The organism is Polaribacter sp. R77954, assembly GCF_044595335.1.
GTDB lineage: Bacteria > Bacteroidota > Bacteroidia > Flavobacteriales > Flavobacteriaceae > Polaribacter.
This window is the reverse complement of the sequence record NZ_CP138992.1, coordinates 1,980,010-2,001,362: the sequence shown is the minus strand read 5'-3', so window position 1 is coordinate 2,001,362 and position 21,353 is coordinate 1,980,010. Positions and strand designations below refer to the sequence as shown.

Below are 21,353 nucleotides of genomic sequence, written 5' to 3'. Positions count from 1 at the left end.
TTCCTACGTTTTACAATTTCAAGTTATGCAAAATTCAAACATTGAATTTTGCGAGCGAGAGAGTGTTCAGCATTTCTAAATTCCACTTTTTTTCCTTTTTAAATTTAAAAGCATTTAACCGCAAATTTAAAGCGTCTGAGTGGTTTCCGCTATTACTTGCAACGTTGTTGTGTAAGGAAAGTTGCGATTTTGTGCTATCGTTATTTTCCGCAGGAAAATATAAGATTGCAAAAAAGCAACTGACTTTGGTTAAGCTAAAAGTAGCAATTTTTTATACATAGTGTTGTATGCAGTTATTTCATTCGTTCTAATATTATTGATTCTATATTCTCAAAATTCTCTGGTCTAGATTCATTATTTCCAGCCCTTGCATATCTTATTTTATTATCATTCAAAACTTGTATAATTCCTCTCCAAGTCATTTCATTTCCGCTTTCTAAATTTGTAAAAATCAAGTCTAATTGTTTAGGCTCACTTTTGAGTTCAAGTTTATATTTCAGACTATAAAACTTTCCATTCCTGCTAAATTTTTTTCCACCTATAGGATCGTCATTATAATCTATCAAAACAAAACCATCTTTATCAAATGTAAATTTTCCATATTTAAAAAAACCTTCAGTTTTCCAACTTCCAATCAAGTTAAATTTTAATTCAGTTTTTTGTATAAATGATTCTGATACTATTAAGATAAAGATTAGAAAAACTGTTTTTTTCATTTTTTGAGTTAGATTGGTAATTGCATACAACGTTGTTGTATATGGTTTGTTGCGTGTTTTAAACAACTAATTTAGTAAATAATTATTGACCAAGAAAGTCCGCGAGGACTTTCGTAAGTAGGCAAGAAGCTAGCAATAAATTATATACGGTGTTGCCAGTAGTTATTCTTGTTCAGAATTACAAGTCAGACAAATTTTTTCGTCATTATTATTTTCGTTAATTACATTTCCTTTACAATCTTTTTCGATGCAATTAACTCTCTCAACTTTATTGGTTCTTTGACAATTTAAGCATATTATTTCTTCTGTATTCTCTTCCTTTTGTGGTATTAAAAATGCCCAAGGTGAATCCAAATCATATCCTTCTTGTCCTAAAGATTCAAAACACCAAGGACAGAAATACCTTCTACTTTTAATATCTATAGAAAACTGTTGATTTAAAAATCCTTTCCCTACTAAATTTTCTGTATAATCTAATTTTTCAATAAAAAGTGCTTCTTCATAATCTTCATTAAATATTCCGAAAATAGGATTATTAATTAGTAAATCTCTCGTTGTATTTCGCCAAGAATCTTGACCAAGAAAAAATTTAAAAGTTTGAAGTATACTTTTAATTACAAATTCAGGCGTAAGCGTTTTGTGAGCAACTCCGTGCATAATTCTATTTCTCGTAATTCTAATCTCTTCTATAAAAACTGCAAGTGAAGGTTCAATATCTTTCTTTTCGATAGTTGCTAAATAAGTGTTAAGTAATGATTCTCCACCAATTGTAAATAAATCATTAAAATCTTTGTCTTCACTATTTGGTCCAGTAGGCCAATTTTCCCTCTTCATATCAAGTAATAGTAAAGCAGATTCGTCACAAACCTTTGCTTTTAAAAGTGATTCGATTGCTTGATAAATTAATATTACCGATGTATTTAAAAGTGCTAAATGATATTTCCAAAAATCATCTCTAGGAAGTCCATCGTCATCATTAAAATGTACGTCTTCCTCATAAATTATATTAAATGATTGGATTAAACATTGTTTCGCAACATTTGAAAATCTTCAGGTTTTGGAATGTTTGTTATCAATGTGAATGGTTTTTCTTTAATTACTGGCAACGGTCTCGGCTATGAGTAGTTGCGTGGTTTAGCACTTAAATTTGCAAGTACACACCAAACTGAAAATCCGCGAGGATTTTCAGAATTAGACGAGAACAAGCAATTACTTATAGCCATTGTTGTAGGTAGTTTTTTTAGAATTTTGATTTAATATATTTTTCCAGTTTTCCCTTTTTTTGCTGTTTCATCAGTTTTTCCATATCTGAATTCTTTCCGAGTTCCGATTTATTCTTCCTGTAGAATTCAATTGCGTTTTCTGCTCCAGCTACTGCACATTCTACTTTGTCTTTTGAGTAGTCATTTTCGAGACTATATTTAGTCCAACCGCTCATAAACGACATTAAGCAGTCAGCACAGTCTAAAGGGACAATTCCAGATACTAATTCTATTGAAACTGTTGGACTTCCGCTCATCCATTTCATCAAAAAAGCATTGATTTCTTTTCGCTTACTTGGATTTTCAGAAATAGGTGTTTTCAATAACCACTCAGTTGAATTCAGAACTAACTTTTCAGTTTCCTTGTAATCGTCTGCGTTTTCAAGTTTCAAATTACTTGGAATTTCAACATTTTGAGCTAATAAACTCGCGCTTACAAATAGTAAGCAAATCAGCATTTTAATTTTATTCATAGTTTGTGTTTTAAATTACCTACAACGTTTTGGTATAAGCTTTGTTGCGTTTACTTATGCTAAAAATAAGCAAAAATTAAGCAACTTTGTGCCTGCGTATTTTTCCGAAGGAAAAATGTAGCAGCAATAAAGTTTATACGGTGTTGTGTAACGTTTTTTTATTCAGTTTTATAATGTAAAAGTCCTTTTTCATAAAGCATATTTTTAAATTCTTTTGTATTCGAGTTAACTTTTTTAGTTGAAATTCCATTTCCAATTCCATAAATAAATGGCCCAGGTCTATTACTCCAACCTTTTCCGAATTTTTTAGGTGGAAATCCAGCTATTCTTCCAGAAACTAGAATTCGATTTTCAGGAGTTACTCTTTCCACAAATAAATCAACACAAGGATAAATTTCATTCTCATTTATATATACTTTTTCCGCAATTAATTCAATCACGTTTTTCTTTCCAGATGCTTTTATTTTTTCTGCAAATCTCCATTCAAAGTCAAAATCATTAGGAAGTTTTTCTCCAGAATGAAGTTCAGCATAAAGTTTTAATTCAGCTAAAGTTTTTTCAATATGTATCTTGAATTCCTTGAGTTTCATTGATAATGTTACACAACGGTTTTGCGTATGGTTAGTTGCGTGGTTAAGCAACTAATTTAGTAAACAAAAACGAACCAGAGAAAATTCCGAAGGAATTTTCCAAATAAGCACTTGCCAAAGCAATTAATTATACACGGTGTTGTAAAACGTTTTTATTTTATTGGTCCGAATAGTAAATCAGCTCGTTCATTTCCTATTTTATCAAGTTCAAATTCTGTCTTTTTGTAATTTTCTTTATTAAATAATTCCTTTATTAAGTCAATGTTTGATTTGAATAAGTTGCTTTCTTGTTCAAGGTTCAGTCTTTTTGTCAAGTCATTTCCGCCAAATTTATTGCTCGCAGAATTCAATCCGCTCAATCTTGCTAAATAAGCGTTTATAATATCGAAATCATAATATTCTTCTGAAAACAGAGAAGAAATATTAGTTTCAATAATTCCTCTGTCATTTGCTATCATAAAATTCAACCACTTACTTTTGTAAACATAAAACCCAGCCATTCCACTCATTTTGGATTTTACAAGTTCAAATCCGTTATCTTTTAGAATTCCGATATAATATTTATTTAAACTGTAGTCTAAATATTCTTTAATTCCTAAATGATTTGGATTGTTCATTTCTCAAATGTTTTACAACGTGTTTGTGTAGGAAAAGTTGCGTGGTTTAAGCAATAAATTTAGTAAATAAAACACGAACCAAGAAAATCCGAGAGGATTTTCGTAAGTAGGCTTTTACCAGCAATTTTTTTTACACGGTGTTGGCAATAGTTTTTTAAAATTCAGTTTTCGAATTATTGATTTTTGTGAAATTAAATTTTTCATTTATTTCAATATTATTCAAAACATTTTTAAATTCATTTTTCATTTTTTTGTCTCTCAAAAGTATTTCAAAATTATAGTTTTCTCCATTCTTTTTTAAAATTTTCAGGTAGTTTTTATTTCCATAAATTGAGTGAGTTGTCAAACTTCCATAACCCATATATTTTAGAAAAATACTTTCTATTTCTTTTATTCCAATTTTATTTTCAATTCCGTCCAAATTGATTGAAATATATTTTTCAGTTATTTTAAATATTCCGACTACTTTCGGTTTTTTAAAAGATTCTCCGAATATAAAATATGCTCCAAATAATAATATTATTAAACTTAAATATTTTAAATAAATGTTCTGATTTTCTTTGTCATATAAAAAAAGATAAAAATTTGCTAATAAATAAAGTATTCCAAATATTATACCATATATTTTAATTGGTTGTTTAGTTTCAACAATTTCAGTTTTGAATTCGTTTTTCATTTCGCTTTTTAATTATTGCCAACGTGTTTGTGCATGGTTTCGTTGCGTAAATATAGCTAAAAGTAAGCAAAGAAAATAAACAACTTTGGGTCTGTGTATTTTTCCGAAGGAAAAATAAGCAAGCAATGAATTATGCACGTTGTTGGCAAATCGCTTTTTTTCAGATTATTAATTCGGTTTATTCTTTCCACCGTTTTTAAGTGAAAGATTTTAAATTCAACATATTATGTCAAAAAAACCTAAATTTTTTTATTCTAAAAGATTTTATTTTATAGAATACTTTTTAAGTAAAATTGCTCAATTTTTAGTTTACTTAATTTTTCTTTTAGGAATTCTCTCCTTTATTAAATATTTAGTCACTTGTCCATAAAATATTTAGTTATGATTCCAAGTAAAAAACCAATTATTGCTATGTACCATCTAAATCGAATATCCCAATTTCCAAGCCTTAAATTGTCAGTTGTCAATTTTCTTATTTTATTCTCCATATTTCGGATTGACTTTTGGTATTCAAGATTTTCATTCTGTAACTTTAAGTTTTCCAACTCTAAACTATTCCTTTCGTTATCTAGTTTTGATTTTTTTATAGATTCAGAGTATAAACTTTTAAAACCACCTTGTAATTTAAAGTGTTTTGTTTTTTCATTTTTTTTGGCAAATTCCATATCTTCAGTGAAACTACAATCACAAACTCCATATTCATTTAGAATATATAAATATCTTATAAAGTCATCTGATGTTTCAGTTTTATCTAAATCTCCAAAGTCTGAATATCCATTTTCTAAAACTTTATCAATTATGAAATCTAATTTTTCAATATCTTCCTTTCTAAATTCAATCATTTTTTTGAGTGTGATTGGTAAGTGTTTGCCAACGTTGTTGTATATGGTTTGTTGCGTGTTTCAAGCAACTAATTTAGTAAATAATTATTGACCAAGAAAGTCCGTGAGGACTTTCGCAAGTACGCAAAAAGCCAGCAATAAATTATATACGGTGTTGTAAACAGTATTTTTATGCAATCCATCTTCTTTCATATTCTATCATTTTCCATTTTCCTTTTATTTTTTCCAAATAAAAAACTCCACCACTTCCACAAAGTCCACCACAAATATAAGAACCATAAACAATTGCTCTTTTTCGGTCAGTTGAAATTAGAGGAAATGAAATAAATGCTACAGGTTTTTTTTTATTCTTTTTTAATTTTGTTTTTGTGTAACGCCTAATTCGTTTATTGTCTTTTTTGTCTAAAAGCGTAATTGCAGGAAAAAATTTCACTTTTATGTTTTCAATTTGAACAGTTACAGAATCTTCATACATTTCAGCCGTTTTTATTTCCCAATTTGGGTCAATTCCATTTGAGTCTAATTCGGTTTTGTACTTATCGTGAATTTTAGAATCTTTTCGGCTTTTCGCATCATCAAGAGCAGATAATAATTCGTCATTATTAAATCTGTTATTTACAATTATTGTGTCATTCTGATATTCCGCAATTACCAATTCAATTATTTCAGTCAAATCCTCATCGGTTTGTGAAAAAGTGACTGAAAAAGTCAAAATTAATATGGCTGTCAGGATTTTCCTCATATTGTTTACAACGTTTTAGGCTATGTTTTAGTTGCGGTTTTGTTTAGCTAAAAATAAGCAAAAAAAGTCAAACAACTTTGTGCCTGCGTATTTTTCCGAAGGAAAAATAAAGCAGCAATTAAATATAGGCATTGTTGTAAATAGTGCTTTTTTTAAGATTTATAATTCATTTTGTTTTCAATTTTGTCCAAATTCAGAGTTTGAGAGAAAATTCCGCAAAGATTTTCAATTCCACAAGATGCTAAATTCCATTTTTTCATTCACACGTTTTGCTAAGATTCCCACGTTTTGCAATTCCGAGTTTGAGTAAATTCCAACATTTTTAATTCTCAATTTATTCAAAATTCAAGGTTATCGAGAGTCTATTCAGCAATTTTTAAATTCCATTTTTAGAGCGTTTCAAAATTCACACAATTTGCTCAAATTCCACCATTTTTAAAACTCCAACTTTCAAGAGTCTGAGTGGATTCACGCATTATTTACAACGTTGTTGTATAAGATTTGTTGCGTTGGTTTTGCAGTAAAGTTAGTAAATAATTACTGACAAAGAAAGTCCGCGAGGACTTTCGTAAGTAGGCTTGCACTAGCAATTAATTTTATACGGTGTTGGCAGTAGTGTTTTTTAGTTTTTTATAAATTTCCCTATGTAATTGCCTTTTTCTGCTGTGAAAAAAACAAAATAAATTCCGGTTCTAAGTTTTTCAATATTTATTTGAGTAATATTTTTATTTACTTCTATTATTGTTTTTCCTGTTATATCTGAAATTAGGATTTGACTAATAACATTAATATTTCTAGTATTTATATTTAATAAATTCTTTATTGGGTCAGGATATAATTTAATAATATTTTTGGTATTTATATTTGTCAAGCTTAATGATGGACAATTAATTAAAGTTGGTATATTTTTATCAGTGAAACTTCCGTCACCAAGTTGACCATAAAAATTTGCTCCCCAAGTCCATAGTTCTCCACTTGAATTCAATGCCAAAGAATATCTTTCTCCTGCAGAAATGAAAGTCCAATCTGAATTTGAGCCAATTTGTATAGGGTCTGTTTTACTTATATTGGTTCCATCACCTAATTCACCATAATTGTTTCCACCCCAAGCCCATAAAGTTCCATCTAATTTTATAGCTAATTGATGACCTGAAGAATAGCCCTTATAAATAGACATCCAATTATTTTCAGTACCTATCTGAACAGGTGTTTCTGATATTTCCCAAGGAATTTCCCATAAAGTTCCATCAGTTTTAATACCATAAGAATTGGTTATAACTTGCCAATTATTACTAATTCCAATTTGTGTCATATTGTAATAATTTGGTCTCCATGTCCATAAAGTTCCATCTGTTTTAATAGCAAAACATTTTTTACTACTTCCACTTGCAATTTTATCCCAATCACTATCATTTCCAATTTGTGTTGGAACTAAAATACCATCTCCCCAATTCCATAATGTCCCATCTGATTTTATTGCTATAGTGAAATCATAACCAGCAGAGACAGAAGACCAAATATGATTACTTACTGGAGAATAGTAATTAATAATACTATAGTCTAATCCACTAGTACCAATGCCTATCTCTCCTTCCCAATTTATTCCCCAACCATATAATTTATCATTAGTTTTAGTTACCATAGAATGATAAAATCCAGCAGATGTTTTTTGCCAGTTATTTTCGTTACCAACTTGTGTAGGTATGTTAGTATAATTTTGAAAATTCGGTCCACACTTTCCATAATTATTACTTCCCCACGCCCACAATGTTCCATCTTTTTTAACAGCTAGAATGTGATTATCTCCTGTTGAAATACTTTGCCAACATTGCGAATTCCCTTCTAAAGTTATTATAAATAGAAAAAACACAATAAATATTATCTTTTTCATATTCAGTTTTTTTAATAATTAATAACATTCCTTTTTCATTACTGCCAACGTGTTTATATATGATTTGTTGCGTGGTTAAAGCACGTAATTTAGTAAATAATTACTGACAAAGAAAATCCGCGAGGATTTTCGCAAGTAAGCAAGAAGCAAGCAATAAATTATATATGTTGTTGTGTGACGTACTTTTTATCTCAACAATTTTAATGCTGGTCTATACTGAAATGTTTTGTTACTATTAATTCTTATTGTGTTAAATATTATTATTACTACGTTATATCCATAAAGAATTATTATTGGAATATAAACTATAAAAATACTCGACATTCCTCCTCTGAATAAAAATATTTTCCCAAATATAAAGATGTAACATAAGAATAATGAAAGACACCAAGATATTTGAAAATTCAATATTGATTTTCCTAATTCGTTTACACCTTTTACCTTGTCTTTTTTAAAAGTCCACATTATTAAAGGAATTATTATTCCAAGTAATGGAAAAAATAAAAACCCCAGAGTAGAGAGATTCATTAAAGACAAATAGTTTCTATCTTCTTTTATTTTCCAGTCTATTAGTTCATCAGGTGATGTATCTAATGCAACAGCTAGTCTTTTTAAAGTATCTCCTCTAGGAATTGTCTCATTATTCTCAATTCTCTGGATAGTTCTTAAACTTAAACCAGATTTTTCCGCTAAATTTTCTTGGGAAATTCCTTTTCTTTTTCTTAATTCTTTTACTCTTTCTGCTAAATTCAAATTATTCATTTCAATATGTTTTTTATTCAAAGTAAAAGTATTTCCTTTTTATCATATTGATAGCGTCTTTACTATGTCATTCTTACGTCATTAGTGTCAAAGTGCTGTTTTTCAGTATGACACACAACGTTTTTGTATATGGTTCGTTGCGTGGTTTAGCACGTAATTTAGCAAATTAAAACCGAATAGAAAATCCGCGAGGATTTTCGTAAGTAGGCTAGAGCTAGCAATAAATTATATACGGTGTTGTAAAACGTTTTTTATTTTCGGATTAATTCGGTTGGATTTATAAAAAAATCATCTTTATTTATATTCTCTTTGAAAAAATCCAAAAGTTCAGTTTCAGATTCGAATTCTTTATTTCTCAATTTCTTATTAACTTCATAAAAGATTAGAGTGTTTCCCTCAACTTTAAAACCATAAAAAACATTGGTGATTTTGTTTTTGTATTCTGTTTTCAGATTCATAATTTCAAAACCTCTTATTGTTTTTGAGAAAGAAATTATTTCATCAGTTTTTTCCTTGTCCTTAATCAGTAACTTATAAGTTTTTTCTCCGTGTTTTATGATGGTAAGTTTTTCATCGTTATCTTTTCCATTATACCATTCTCCAATTAATTCAGGATTAATATTTTCATCATTCGGCAAGCTGAATTTTGATTCCAAAGAACAACTAATTACTAAAAATAAAATTATTAAACTTAAAGTGTATTTTTTCATAGGTTCTGTTTTTTAATGTTTTACAACGTTGTTGTATATGGTTTGTTGCGTGTTTCAAATAACTAATTTAGTAAATAATTACTGACAAAGAAAATCCGCGAGGATTTTCGCAAGTAGGCAAGAAGCCAGCAATAAATTATATACGGTGTTCTACGCAGTTTTTTCATTCGTCATTGGAAATTCAGTTATTTTACCGTCTATAAACATTCGTAATTCCTGGTCAGAATGAACTAAATTAATTTCAATTCCTTTTCCGTTTAAAAACTTTAAAACTTGACCAAATTCAAATGAATTAACAGGAATAGGAACTTTCAGTTCCGAATTCAGTTTTCTCTTTAAATAAATTGCGCTGTCTTTTCTATATTGACCTTGATTATATTTTATGCTTTTAATTTCAGAAAAATTAATAAATTCAGATTCAGTTTTTCCAGTCATATTCGTTTTCAGTAATTCTATTTTATTTTCAGTAATTATAATTCCGTTTGCAAGATAATTTCTAATCATTCCAAAAATTAGTGCGAATAAAAAAATTCCACCCATAAAAATTTTGATTGTCAATGATTCAGAAGTATAAACGAAATATGTTCCAATTAAAAACAAAAAAAGAACTCCATAAAGACTAATTATTTTCGGTTTAGTTTCATAAATTATTTTTTCGGTTTTCATTTTTCAGCGGTATTTTTGGCAAATTGCGTAGAACGTTTATGTGTATAATTTGTTGCGTAAATTTAGCGAAAAAAATAGTTTATTAAACTAAAACTTTAGCGTTTCCGAGGTTTTTCGTAAGAAAAACCATAAAAAGAAATAAATTTTACACGGTGTTATGTTTTGTTGTGATACGTTTGAGTAAGCAAGTTCAGATTCCGTTTTCATTTTTTTTCCTATTTTTAATTTCCTTTTTTGAGCTTTTTTTATTTATTATTTCTGTTAAATTCCTTTTTTAGAGTTAATTGTTACGTTTAGATTCTGCTTTGATTTTTAATTCGCGCGATATTTTCCCCAATTAATTTTTTCCCAAAACGTCAAGAATTCCAAAGTAGAGAAAATTCCCGCGTAAAATTTCCGCTTTGATTTGATTTTTTAAAATTCGCGAGAGAGTGTTCAGCATTTTTTTCCTGCGTTTAGATTTTCCTGAGCAATAAAACATAACGTTCTAGGCTATGTTTTAGTTGCGGTTTAGTTTAGCTAAAAATAAGCAAAAAAAGTCAAACAACTTTGTGCCTGCGTATTTTTCCGAAGGAAAAATAAAGCAGCAATTAAATATAGGCATTGTTGTAAATAGTGCTTTTTTTAAGATTTATAATTCATTTTGTTTTCAATTTTGTATAAATTCAGAGTTTGAGAGAAAATTCCGCAAAGATTTTCAATTCCACAAGATGCTAAATTCCATTTTTTCATTCACACGTTTTGCTAAGATTCCTATGTTTTGCAATTCCGAGTTTGAGTAAATTCCAACATTTTTAATTCTCGTTTTATTCAAAATTCAAGGTTATCGAGAGTCTGTTCAGCAATTTTTAAATTCCATTTTTAGAGTGTTTCAAAATTCACACAATTTGCTCAAATTCCACCATTTTTAAAACTCCAACTTTCAAGAGTCTGAGTGGATTCACGCATTATTTACAACGGTTCGGTGTATGGTTAGTTGCGTGTTTCAGCAACTAAGATAGCAAATAATTACGGATAGAAAATTCCAGCGGAATTTTCGTAAGTCGGCAGTGACCTAGCAATTAATTATACACGGTGTTACCACACGTTTTTTATTCAGTTAATATTTCGTTCAGTATGAAATTCAGATTCTCTTTTCCAATTTCACTTAATCCTCCGTATTTCATATTCGGTGAGAATGGTTCCGATTCAGTCATTCCACAACCTTCCAAATAGAGCCAAACCTTTCCTATTTCCTTATTTTCTTTATTATAAAACCTCAAAATATATTCTGATTCAGATAAACTCCAAGTAGTCTCTGACCAATCGAAATTGCTCGGATTGTTGAAAAATGTAATTAAATCAGCCTTATTCAAGTCCGACACAGTTTTGGAAGTCAAACGACTGGTCAAAAAGTCATTCTTAAACAACGTTATTTTCGCAACGTGTTCTCGTGGAAATTTATATTTTCCAAATCCGAAATTTTTCTCAAACGCCTTTTCCTGTTGTTCAGACGTTTTGTGCATATAAAATTCATTTAGCTCGTCAGTCGGAATATGTTTAGAATAGAATTGTCCTCTATCCGCAATATCCCAAATTATAGCAAATCCGACTATTGCTAAAACTCCAATTACTAATAATATTTTTTTCAGGATTTTCAATTCGGTCGTTCTAGTCTTTCTTATACACTTTGAATGCAATTCCACCAACAATTATAAACGGAATAACATACATAATTAATTTTGTCAATCCATTATCCATCATACTACTTGCTTGTCCGCCTTCTCCAAAAATCATCCAGAAAATAATAGACTCTATAAAGTATAGAAATATCAATAGAATTATTAGTCCGATGATTTTGAGTATTATTTTCAATGTTGCGTTCAAATGTGTGGTAACGTACGGGTTGTATGGTTAGTTACGTTTTTTAAAGATACTATTTTCTTGATAATGATTAAAAAAAATCTTAGAAAAATATTTCGCAAGTAGGCAATAAGCAGTAATTAATTATACAGCAGGTTAGTATTCGTTGGCTAAATATAGCCTAATTAATTTTCCAAATGGGCAGATTAAAATTGTTTTTTTTCTTCTTCACAACATTGAGATTAGGAGTGTTGCTTTCGTTGAGATTTGAAAAAACAATTTTAAGCCATTGCTAGTTTTCACTAAGTTAATTAAAGAAAGCCTTTCCTTTGTTAAGTTGCGTTATTAAACAACTCGAAAAAAAAAAGGGATTTAATCACACGAATTACTTGCGAACAGATTTGATCACTTTTTTTTAAAGTATTTGGTTTACAAGAACAAAAATAGGGTAGCTTTTAGTTGCTTCACTTAGCCCAAGAAAGCCATAAAACCGTTAAGCAATCAAGAAGTTTGATGAGGTAATTCGCCAATGTATACTAACGTTGTTGTGTAAGGAAATTTGCGTGTTTCCAAGCAATAAAGTTACTAAATAAAACACGAACCAAGAAAATCCGATAGGATTTTCGTAAGTAGGCTTTTACCAGCAATTTTTTTTACACGGTGTTGGCAACTGGCTTTTTTTATTCAAAGTAAATTCCGCTTTCTAATTGATAAATATTTTTTCCATTTACCTGATTAAAATAATAAATTCGTTCATTTAACTTCTTATAATCAGTTATTTTATGATTGTGAATATTAATTTTTACTATTCTTCTATTTCCCATATCTGAAACATAAATAAAATCATTTATTGCAGTTACATATTCAGGATGGTCAAAAATTGTGGGTTCTAATTCCTTTCCAGATATTGAGAAGATTTCTCTCTCTGTTTCAATATTAAATTTTCCAACGAAATGTTCAACTGGAACAGCTATCCATAAATTTTCATTTTTATCTATTGCCATTCCATATATTCCCATTCTGTGTGGTGACCTTATTTTTTCAAATTTCTTAACTATTTCTCCATTTTTCTTATGAAGTCTCATTTCGTCTTCTTGGTAAAAAGTAGTAATAAAATTTTCGTTTTTCAATTTAATAAATTCGTCAAATGGTTGTTTCCAAAATTGATTTTCTTTTCCGTATTTTTTTTCTAAATAATATTCTTTTGTAATTTCAGTTATTTCAATAAAATTATATTCGTAAAAGTTTTCCCCTGTACTATAAAACACAGAATTTTCTCTTTCAAAAATTCCATAACCATCTTTACTTATCAATTCCATTCTTCATTTTTTGCTTGTTGCCAACGTTTTTGTATAAGGTTTGTTGCGTTTTTGTTATGCTAAAAGTAAGCAATTTATTAAACAACTTTGTGCCTGCGTATTTTTCCGAAGGAAAAATTTAGCAGCAATAAAATTTATACAGTGTTACCTGTAGTACTTTTTTCACTTATTGTTGAAATTCTCCAAATTTACTGTTCTTTTCAACCCACAAAAAATATTCTCCAAATAAAGTTCCAGATAAAAATTCTGAATTTATATCCTCAATTTTTTCCCCATTTATTGTCATTCCAATACTTTCATTTTCTCCTAAATTTTCTTCAACCTCTCTCAATAGATTAAAAGCTGTAGAGTCTAAAATATTCAAAATTATTCTATTCAAGGTTTCAGTTTGCTTTTCAGTCAAAGAATTAAAAAATTCAAACCTTTCATCTTGGAGTTTTTGAAATTCGGGCAGTAAATTTTTATTTTTTGGTAATTCAGAATATTTCTTTTGAGACATAGATTTACCATAGTCTCTGCTTTTTTCATAGAATTCAAAATTTTCATCTCGTAATTTTTTCACGATAATTTTTCCTAATTCATTATAGTTTTTTGAAAATTCCATTGTCAATTTATTGGTTTCAGGTTTTCGTCAAGCGTATTACAGGTAACGGTCTAGTGTATGATTTCGTTGCGTGTTTAAGCACTAAAGTTAGCAAATAAATCACAGATAGAAAGTCCGCGAGGACTTTCGTAAGTAAGCTATAACTAGCAATGAATTATACACATTGTTATGTGCTGTATTTTTTTGTGTTCTCTTGTTTCTGTATTTTTCTTCTTTCCGTTTTTTATAGATTTAATTTCCAAGATATTACCATCTTCATCAAGTTTGTATTCAGTTGTCAGATAGTAATATTTTTTAGGGAACATTTCAAAAATCAGAAGTCGTTGCTTAACAAGTCTATTCTGTTCGTTGTAAAAATTTTCTGTTTGGATTAGAGGTTTTTTTAAGTCCAATCGCCATACTTCTGTAAGATTTCCCTCTTTATCGTATTTGTATTTAAACTTTTTGCTATCGCTTTTTCTTTTATTAGGTTCTAAAATGTTGCTCGAATCAAATTTCTGATTGTAAGAAGTGACTAAACTATCGTTCTTATCGTATTCAGTCAAAATTCTGGTTTGGTCATTTGGGTATTCAAAAGTCAGTCGTTCTGCAACATTTTCATTTTCGTCAAACTTTTTTAATTCAATCAGAAGTCCGTTTCTGTCATAAATTTCAATTTTCTTCAGGTGTTTTTTTCCTTTCGGATATTTAATGTAAAAAGATGTTTCCTTAATCTTATTTGATTTTCGCAGTTGAATTTCTTTCTTAAATATATTTTGAGAAAATCCAACACTCGAAATTAAGAACAGGATTAAAAAGATAGTATTTTTCATCGTTTTGGTCATATTGCACATAACGTGTTTGTACAAGGTTAGTTGCGTGGTTTAAGCACTAAATTTACTAAATAATTACTAACAAAGAAAATCCGCGAGGATTTTCGTAAGTAGGCAAAAAACAAGCAATTAATTTTGTACGGTGTTAGCAACTGTTTTTTATTATTTCAACTAATAATCCAATACTCAAAATGTTAATAATTATTATAAAAATTAATGTTCCTATATTCTCAAGTATGAAAAGAGTTAGAGAAAATTTATTCTCAATTTTTCTTATTTTTCCTTCTTTTCTTTTAAGTTTAAAAAAAAGTTTTTCAACTTCATAAAAGTCAGTCTCACTCAAACTCATTAGTTCAATGTTTTCTGAATTTTTCAAAGAGATTGTAGTCTTATAATTATATAACAAATATCCTTTCTCAAACATATTCACTCCTGGATAAATTCTTGTTTTTACTTCACTTTGTTTTATGGTTTTTATTTCTTCAAACTTTAAATTCCTTTTTTGAGGAAGTAAATATTTTTTTATTTCTATTCCATTTTTAGATATTTTCAATATTTTGATTTTAATTAATTGATACAAACATAAAATAGAAAATAAAGAGAAAATAGCTACAAAGAGATAACCAACGATTTTATTTTCCCCAGTTGAAACTTGAAGACAAAAAAGCATAAATACAAAACTGAAAATGAAACTAGAGAAAAGTCCTCCTGAAAGAATTAATCTTGGTTTAGTTTTATATAAAATTTCATTCATTTTATTCAAACGTAATTTTCGTCCTAAATAGTTGCTAACGTTGTTGTATATGGTTTGTTGCGTGGTTTAAGCACCTAATTTAGCAAATAAAAACCGAATAGAAAATCCGCGAGGATTTTCGTAAGTAGGCTGGAACTAGCAATAAATTATATACGGTGTTGTGCATAGTGTTTTTATTCAGCTTTAATTTCGTATGGTTTTTCTGGGAAACCAAATAGAATTGCCTTTTTCTCGTCAATTTCCTTTATTCCAATTAGTGTTTCTCGTTCGTCATTTTCGAAAATTGATGCGAAATAAGTTCCTTGCAAATTTTCTAAAATTAATTTCCGTCCATTTCTTTTCATTCTTTTGTTCATTTCTTGGATTACTGGACTATCCAAAATTTTGTTGAACGTTAATGGTATTTTCTCTTTATTCCACTGTGCTTTGAATTCGAGCGTCTCAATTTTTTCAGATTCAAGTTCCGTTTTGGTTGGTTCAATTCTTTCATAATCAGTTGCAAATTCAGCATCCTCTGTTTTAGATTCAGTTTCGCTCAACACAGTGTGAGTTTTTCCCATTCTGAATAATCGTATTCGATTGTCATTTACGAATTCATATTTTGATTCGGAAAGTTTCTCAATCCATTCAGTTCGGACTTTTGATAATTCATTTCCGCTTTTTAATTCAAGTTCAAAATGAATGATTTGGTCGTTATTGAATTCAATAAATTCTGGTCAACAATAGTCGTCTCCCGTTTTAATCTTTAGCCAAGTTCCATTCAGGTTTTTCATTTATTTTCTGCGGTTTTTGGACATTATGCACAACGTGTTTGTATATGGTTTGTTGCGTTGTTTAAGTATTAAAGTTAGTAAATAATTACTGACAAAGAAAATCCGCGAGGATTTTCGTAAGTAAGCAAAAAACTAGCAATAAATTATATATGTTGTTAGTGGTAGGGCTTTACATTCTCTCTATATAATTTTTCAGTCTTTCAAAAAAAGTAATGTATTCCTGCATTGGTTTAAATAATGAATTCAGATTTTGAAAAATATCAGGACGTTGATAAGCTTTATTAATTTCTTCGTGAAATTTAGAATTTTCAATTTGACTTAAAATGTCACTCAATTCATTTTCCATTATAAATGCGTAGCGATCATAAACTTTTCTAATACTACCCTCTTGAACTTCTCTATGCCAAGTTAGATAGTCATTCCACGTTTTAGGCATATTAAGTGTTATACTTGGATGGATTTTTGGAGGTAAATCTCCAATTTTTAATAAACTAAGACTATTACGTTTCTCCTTTTCTTTTAATTCAAGGAAATCTTTTTTTATGGCTAAATTTATTGCTTTTAAATAATTATTGTGTGTGTTTAAAATTTCATTTAAATGATAGGATAATGGAATTTTTGAGTTTTTTCTATTTTTAAATTCTGCATAATAAGAAGTAATTAAATAAAAAATATATGCAGCTAAATATGAACATAATAAAGCAGTATTTATATCACCAATTATACTTGCATTTTCAAATATTTCTGGCATATTAGAAAACCACAAATTAATACATAATATAAGTACAAATGATATAATTGCTGATGAAAATAACCACCAATTAAATCCCCTAAAAAAATTATTCATTTTCATATTAAAATTTTAAATATTCTTGAGTTTCTTGGATTCAATGTTCTAACTCAACAAATCGTTTCGTTTTGCCTTACCACTAACGTTGTTGTATAAAGAAAGTTGCGTTTTTTGTGTGCGAGGAATTTCCGAAGGAAATTCAGAAGTAGCAAAAAATGCAACTAACTTTGGTTAAGCACTAATTTAGCAATTTTTTTTATACGGTGTTGGCAACTGGCTTTTATTCTGTTTATAAATCTCCTTCGCCTTCTGGAACTATAACAAATCCGTATTCAACATCTTTAGGAACATTATATTTTTCCCAATATTCACCTCCAATCCCTGCTAATTCACCTTTTTTGTCATCTACTTCAAGTCCATTTTCTCCAAAATAAATTTGTGGTCCAATGTCAAACGAAATTGAATCTGTATCTACAAATTCGATTATTTTCTCTTCATTCGACTTTAAGGTAAACTTGTCTTTAATCGTTACAGGTTTTCCAGTTTCATTCCTTAAAAAGATTTTATATGATGTTCCAGTCTTTTCATATTCTGCAGGGATTATAAATGTTTCATCTCCTTTTTCAATGATTTCATTTCCTTGTTTATCTTTGTGTTTTTTTTCGGTTTTACAACCAAATAAAAATGATAAAATTCCCATAGTTAGTATTATAGTTTTCAGTTTCATTTTTTCAGAATATTCTTTTTTCAACGTGCAGTTTTGTGCTTGTTGCCAACGTTGTTGTATATGGTTTGTTGCGTGTTTCAAGAAACTAATTTAGTAAATAATTACCGACCAAGAAAGTCCGCGAGGACTTTCGCAAGTGGGCAATAAGCAAGCAATAAATTATATACGGTGTTGTACACAGTTTTTTATTTCAGACTTTAAATATTCATATTGTTTTACAAATTGAAATTTATCTTTAAATATATTTTCATATTTTTTCAATTCGGTTTTTGCTTTCTCACATTCGTTTTGTTTTAGATAAACAAGCACTAAATTATAATATGCAATTTCTGTTAATTTCAAATTATTACTTTTAGATATTACATATTCCAATAAACTTAAACTTTTATTATAATTTTCAGTTTGATAAGATACAATTCCAATATTAAGAGCAGAATTTAAATATAATGAATCTGATACAAGTAATGATTTTTCATAATATTTTATAGACTCTTCATATTCATTTTGAAACTTTTTGACATTCCCCAAATTGTTCAGAATTATAGAATTATTGGGTTCTATTTTCAGAGCGTTTAAAAAGATTTTTTCGGCTTTTTTATATTCGTTTTTTTTCGAAAGTTCAATTCCTTCTGAATTCAACTTTTCAGACTTTTTAGTTTCAAATTTTTCTCCGGTAATATATAAATCAATATTTCCTTTTTTGTTTTTTAAACTGTTCTTTTCGTTCGAATTATTTTCAGATTTGCAAGAAATTAATACTGAAAATAAAATAACAATTAAATAAAATTTCATTCTATAATTCTGGTTTTTAATTGTGTACAACGTTGTTGTACAAGATTAGTTGCTGTGTTTAAGCAATAAAGTTAGTAAATAAAAACTAACAAAGAAAATCCGCGAGGATTTTCGAAAGTAAGCAAAAAGCAAGCAATTAATTTTGTACGGTGTTGTAATTAGTTGTGAAACATTAGATTAATCTAATTTATAAATCCTAAATTTTTTAATTCATTTCTGATGTTATATGCTTAATATAAATAATCTGAAAACAAAAAAGATAAATAAATAGCATAAAACAACATTCATTATTTTTCTCTTTACAGACCACTTTTCAAATTTTTTAAAGTACTCCAAATAAGTTTTGTTATTATACACTAATAAATTACTAAGTATAAAAGAAAGTAATATTAAAATTATCAAATGATAACTTTCAAATATTATTTTTAATTCAAACAGTTTATTAATATGTATACCTAAAGTTAAAATTAATATTGAAATTATTCCTAAAAATGCTCCAAAAACAAAATTTTGACTGAAGCCATATTCTTTATTTGTCCAAAAGTCGTTGTAAAATTCCAAAGGGTTTTCTATGCCATATTTATTTTTCATTCTCTTTTTTATATGGGGTATTTTATATAGTAATAAAAAAACATTGATTTTGTTAAAAGCAAAGTGCATTGTTCTTTCAGTAAGATACAGACAGAAATAGAGTATATTTATTCTAGATTTTATAAATTCCATTTTTGTATAGTAACCTTTAGAATTATTTCAATTTTTTTCAACATTAGGATTTTCCTGAGCAATTAATTACAACGTTTTGGTATAAGCTTTGTTGCGTTTAATTAAGCTAAAAGTAAGCAAAAATTAAACAAATTTGTGCCTGCGTATTTTTCCGAAGGAAAAATTTAGCAGCAATAAAGTTTATACTGTGTTGTGCGTAGGCTTTTATTCCTCTTTCTTTAATTCAATTTCTTTCGGATTTTCTGGAAATCCAATTAATTTATTATTGTAAAAATACATTTCAAAATTTTCTCCTTGTTTCCACCATTTTAATATAATACTATCTCCTTTTTTTTCATTCATTCCCATTTCTATTATTTTCAGAGAATCAGTTGGGTTTGGGTTTAATTCATAAATTCCGTAAGTATTTGGATTTTCAGAAATGTCTAATCGTAAATTCCTGTTTTTAATTTTAAAGTGATAATTCGTTTGTGAATAAGGATGATTTTCAATCCAAGAATTCCAAAAAAACGAGAAAATTAAATAACAGACAATTGTGTTTGCAATAAATAAAATCGAAATCCTTTTTTTTACAAAGAATGTAAAAAATCCGATTATAATATTTCCGATAAATATATAAGGTCTGTAAGATTTAGCTGTAAAAGATATAAATGGGTCAGGTTTTATAGTTTCAACCCAATATTTCATTAATAAAATGTCAACCACTAAAATCAAAACTCCAATACCAGTTAATAATTTTATTTCAGATTTAGTTATTTTCAACATTAAATTCCTATAAATTTTTCGTTTTTAAATTTCAAAACATTTGAAGTTAAAAACAATTTTTGTTGGTCTGACAGCTTACGCACAACGGTCTCGGCTATGAGTAGTTGCGTGGGTTAGCACTCAACTTTGCAAGTACACACGAACCTGAAAATCCGCGAAGATTTTCAGAACTAGGCGAGAACAAGCAATTACTTATAGCCATTGTTAGCAAACGTTATTTTATTTTTATTATAAATTCTGAAATTCCCATTTTAAAAATTATCAATTATTTTTTTAGTATAATTTTTTTTGAAATTATTGAATTATTCATTGAGATTCTAACAAAGTATAAGCCATTCTGCAAGGTTGGATTAAGAGTAATAGTTTTACTCTTTGCTAAGTTTAGATTTATAGACTGAACTAACTTTCCGTGTAAATTAATTATTTTTATTGACGATGAAGTTTGTTGTAAACTTGTAGATACTTCTATTTTACCACTCGTAATTGTTGGGTATATTAATATTTTATTACTTATAGAATTCTCATTTATAGACAAACTTTCACTAACTTTTTTCAGCACTACAGATTGTGTCCCAACGACATATATTGAGTTTCCAATCATTTGAACTGAATATAATATATTATTAGTACCACTTGATTCAGCTTCCCAATTAAGTCCTCCATCAGTTGTTTTTCGAATTGTACCTAAATGCCCTGTGACGTAACCGTTATTGTTATCGATAAAACTTACAGAATGTAAATCCCAACGTGTATTGCTATTCTGTTGTTGCCAATTGTTCCCACCATCAGTTGTTCGAGATAATCTACCTAATGTACCTATAATAGTACCATTATCTACATCAGTAAAGTGAACAGCAGGAGATGGACTATCGATATTTGTTTGCAATGACACCCAATTTTGACCTCCATCAGTAGATTTTCTAAGACTATCGCTCCCAAGACTACTATCAGTAGCGAGATAAATAATGTCAGAATCAATAATGTGAACATCATTTATATGTTTGCTGAAGTTTAGATTCGTAAGGTTCACCCAATTTGCTCCTCCATCATTAGTTTTTAAAATTGTACCGTTCCGACCGACAACAAACCCTAAATTTTGATTCAAAAAACTAACACACATTAAGCTTTTATCTGTTTGAATTTGTTGGTCTACCCAATTTGAACCTCCGTCAATAGTTTTTTTTAACATACCACCACTACCTGCAATATAACCTGTATTGGCATCAATAAAATGTATAGAAAAAATATAAGTAGATGTGCTAAGTGATATATCCGTCCAAGTTTCACCATCAGTGGTTTTTAATATTTTACCATTTTCACCTGCAGCATAGCCAATATTTTCAGTTACCATAGAAACTGACCTTAATCGATTTCCACCTGGCTCTTCGTGTTGAATATTCCATTCTTGTGCAAGGGCAGTAATACTAAATAAAATAAAAATTGTAAATATTTTTGTTTTTTTCATCGTTATATTTTTGATTAATGTTTGCTAACGTTTTGGTATA

The 21,353-nt window shown here is 28.5% G+C and carries 25 protein-coding genes; all 25 read right to left on the bottom strand.

Annotation, left to right across the window (positions count from 1 at the left end; translation table 11 throughout):
- Window positions 1–293: 293 nt before the first annotated feature.
- The gene (locus SJY27_RS08600) at window positions 294–716 is read right to left on the bottom strand and encodes a hypothetical protein (protein ID WP_397447852.1); all 423 of its coding nucleotides are present in this window, start codon (window positions 714–716) and stop codon (window positions 294–296) included.
- 162 nt (window positions 717–878) lie between these two features.
- Window positions 879–1,550, bottom strand: a complete 672-nt coding sequence (locus SJY27_RS08595) for a hypothetical protein (RefSeq protein WP_397447851.1) — start codon at window positions 1,548–1,550, stop codon at window positions 879–881.
- Between the two features lie 406 nt (window positions 1,551–1,956).
- Window positions 1,957–2,451, bottom strand: coding sequence for a hypothetical protein (locus SJY27_RS08590; protein ID WP_397447850.1), 495 nt, complete (start codon window positions 2,449–2,451; stop codon window positions 1,957–1,959).
- A 158-nt stretch (window positions 2,452–2,609) separates the two neighbouring features.
- Window positions 2,610–3,041 carry a hypothetical protein gene (locus SJY27_RS08585; protein WP_397447849.1) on the bottom strand — a complete coding sequence of 144 codons (432 nt, stop codon included), beginning with the start codon at window positions 3,039–3,041 and terminating at the stop codon, window positions 2,610–2,612.
- A gap of 152 nt (window positions 3,042–3,193) precedes the next feature.
- Window positions 3,194–3,658, bottom strand: coding sequence for a hypothetical protein (locus SJY27_RS08580; protein WP_397447848.1), 465 nt, complete (start codon window positions 3,656–3,658; stop codon window positions 3,194–3,196).
- Window positions 3,659–3,812: 154 nt separating this feature from the next.
- Window positions 3,813–4,334 carry a hypothetical protein gene (locus tag SJY27_RS08575; protein ID WP_397447847.1) on the bottom strand — a complete coding sequence of 174 codons (522 nt, stop codon included), beginning with the start codon at window positions 4,332–4,334 and terminating at the stop codon, window positions 3,813–3,815.
- A gap of 356 nt (window positions 4,335–4,690) precedes the next feature.
- Window positions 4,691–5,176: a hypothetical protein gene (locus SJY27_RS08570; RefSeq protein WP_397447846.1), complete on the bottom strand. Its 486-nt coding sequence runs from the start codon at window positions 5,174–5,176 to the stop codon at window positions 4,691–4,693.
- Between the two features lie 169 nt (window positions 5,177–5,345).
- Window positions 5,346–5,918 carry a hypothetical protein gene (locus SJY27_RS08565; RefSeq protein ID WP_397447845.1) on the bottom strand — a complete coding sequence of 191 codons (573 nt, stop codon included), beginning with the start codon at window positions 5,916–5,918 and terminating at the stop codon, window positions 5,346–5,348.
- A gap of 622 nt (window positions 5,919–6,540) precedes the next feature.
- Window positions 6,541–7,809 carry a T9SS type A sorting domain-containing protein gene (locus SJY27_RS08560; protein WP_397447844.1) on the bottom strand — a complete coding sequence of 423 codons (1,269 nt, stop codon included), beginning with the start codon at window positions 7,807–7,809 and terminating at the stop codon, window positions 6,541–6,543.
- Between the two features lie 186 nt (window positions 7,810–7,995).
- Window positions 7,996–8,571 carry a DUF4870 domain-containing protein gene (locus SJY27_RS08555; RefSeq protein ID WP_397447799.1) on the bottom strand — a complete coding sequence of 192 codons (576 nt, stop codon included), beginning with the start codon at window positions 8,569–8,571 and terminating at the stop codon, window positions 7,996–7,998.
- Window positions 8,572–8,822: 251 nt separating this feature from the next.
- The gene (locus SJY27_RS08550; RefSeq protein ID WP_397447843.1) at window positions 8,823–9,281 is read right to left on the bottom strand and encodes a hypothetical protein; all 459 of its coding nucleotides are present in this window, start codon (window positions 9,279–9,281) and stop codon (window positions 8,823–8,825) included.
- Window positions 9,282–9,431: 150 nt separating this feature from the next.
- Window positions 9,432–9,947, bottom strand: a complete 516-nt coding sequence (locus tag SJY27_RS08545; protein ID WP_397447842.1) for a hypothetical protein — start codon at window positions 9,945–9,947, stop codon at window positions 9,432–9,434.
- A gap of 1,091 nt (window positions 9,948–11,038) precedes the next feature.
- A complete protein-coding gene (locus tag SJY27_RS08540) occupies window positions 11,039–11,587 on the bottom strand; it encodes a hypothetical protein (RefSeq protein WP_397447841.1) in 549 nt (182 codons plus the stop codon).
- A 10-nt stretch (window positions 11,588–11,597) separates the two neighbouring features.
- The gene (locus SJY27_RS08535) at window positions 11,598–11,801 is read right to left on the bottom strand and encodes a hypothetical protein (RefSeq protein WP_397447840.1); all 204 of its coding nucleotides are present in this window, start codon (window positions 11,799–11,801) and stop codon (window positions 11,598–11,600) included.
- A gap of 668 nt (window positions 11,802–12,469) precedes the next feature.
- Window positions 12,470–13,108, bottom strand: a complete 639-nt coding sequence (locus SJY27_RS08530; RefSeq protein WP_397447839.1) for a hypothetical protein — start codon at window positions 13,106–13,108, stop codon at window positions 12,470–12,472.
- A gap of 166 nt (window positions 13,109–13,274) precedes the next feature.
- On the bottom strand, window positions 13,275–13,712 hold the full coding sequence (locus tag SJY27_RS08525; RefSeq protein ID WP_397447838.1) for a hypothetical protein: 438 nt from the start codon (window positions 13,710–13,712) through the stop codon (window positions 13,275–13,277).
- 143 nt (window positions 13,713–13,855) lie between these two features.
- Complete coding sequence (locus SJY27_RS08520) at window positions 13,856–14,524, bottom strand: hypothetical protein (protein ID WP_397447837.1); 669 nt, start codon at window positions 14,522–14,524, stop codon at window positions 13,856–13,858.
- A 145-nt stretch (window positions 14,525–14,669) separates the two neighbouring features.
- Entirely contained in the window at window positions 14,670–15,278 is a 609-nt protein-coding gene (locus tag SJY27_RS08515; protein ID WP_397447793.1) for a hypothetical protein, read from the bottom strand.
- A 173-nt stretch (window positions 15,279–15,451) separates the two neighbouring features.
- Window positions 15,452–15,838 carry a hypothetical protein gene (locus SJY27_RS08510; protein WP_397447836.1) on the bottom strand — a complete coding sequence of 129 codons (387 nt, stop codon included), beginning with the start codon at window positions 15,836–15,838 and terminating at the stop codon, window positions 15,452–15,454.
- Between the two features lie 382 nt (window positions 15,839–16,220).
- Window positions 16,221–16,904, bottom strand: a complete 684-nt coding sequence (locus SJY27_RS08505) for a hypothetical protein (RefSeq protein WP_397447751.1) — start codon at window positions 16,902–16,904, stop codon at window positions 16,221–16,223.
- Window positions 16,905–17,130: 226 nt separating this feature from the next.
- Complete coding sequence (locus tag SJY27_RS08500) at window positions 17,131–17,649, bottom strand: hypothetical protein (protein ID WP_397447835.1); 519 nt, start codon at window positions 17,647–17,649, stop codon at window positions 17,131–17,133.
- Window positions 17,650–17,727: 78 nt separating this feature from the next.
- On the bottom strand, window positions 17,728–18,360 hold the full coding sequence (locus tag SJY27_RS08495; protein WP_397447834.1) for a tetratricopeptide repeat protein: 633 nt from the start codon (window positions 18,358–18,360) through the stop codon (window positions 17,728–17,730).
- A gap of 222 nt (window positions 18,361–18,582) precedes the next feature.
- Complete coding sequence (locus SJY27_RS08490) at window positions 18,583–18,951, bottom strand: hypothetical protein (protein ID WP_397447833.1); 369 nt, start codon at window positions 18,949–18,951, stop codon at window positions 18,583–18,585.
- 336 nt (window positions 18,952–19,287) lie between these two features.
- On the bottom strand, window positions 19,288–19,848 hold the full coding sequence (locus tag SJY27_RS08485; RefSeq protein WP_397447831.1) for a hypothetical protein: 561 nt from the start codon (window positions 19,846–19,848) through the stop codon (window positions 19,288–19,290).
- Between the two features lie 265 nt (window positions 19,849–20,113).
- On the bottom strand, window positions 20,114–21,313 hold the full coding sequence (locus SJY27_RS08480; protein ID WP_397447832.1) for a YCF48-related protein: 1,200 nt from the start codon (window positions 21,311–21,313) through the stop codon (window positions 20,114–20,116).
- Window positions 21,314–21,353 lie beyond the last annotated feature (40 nt).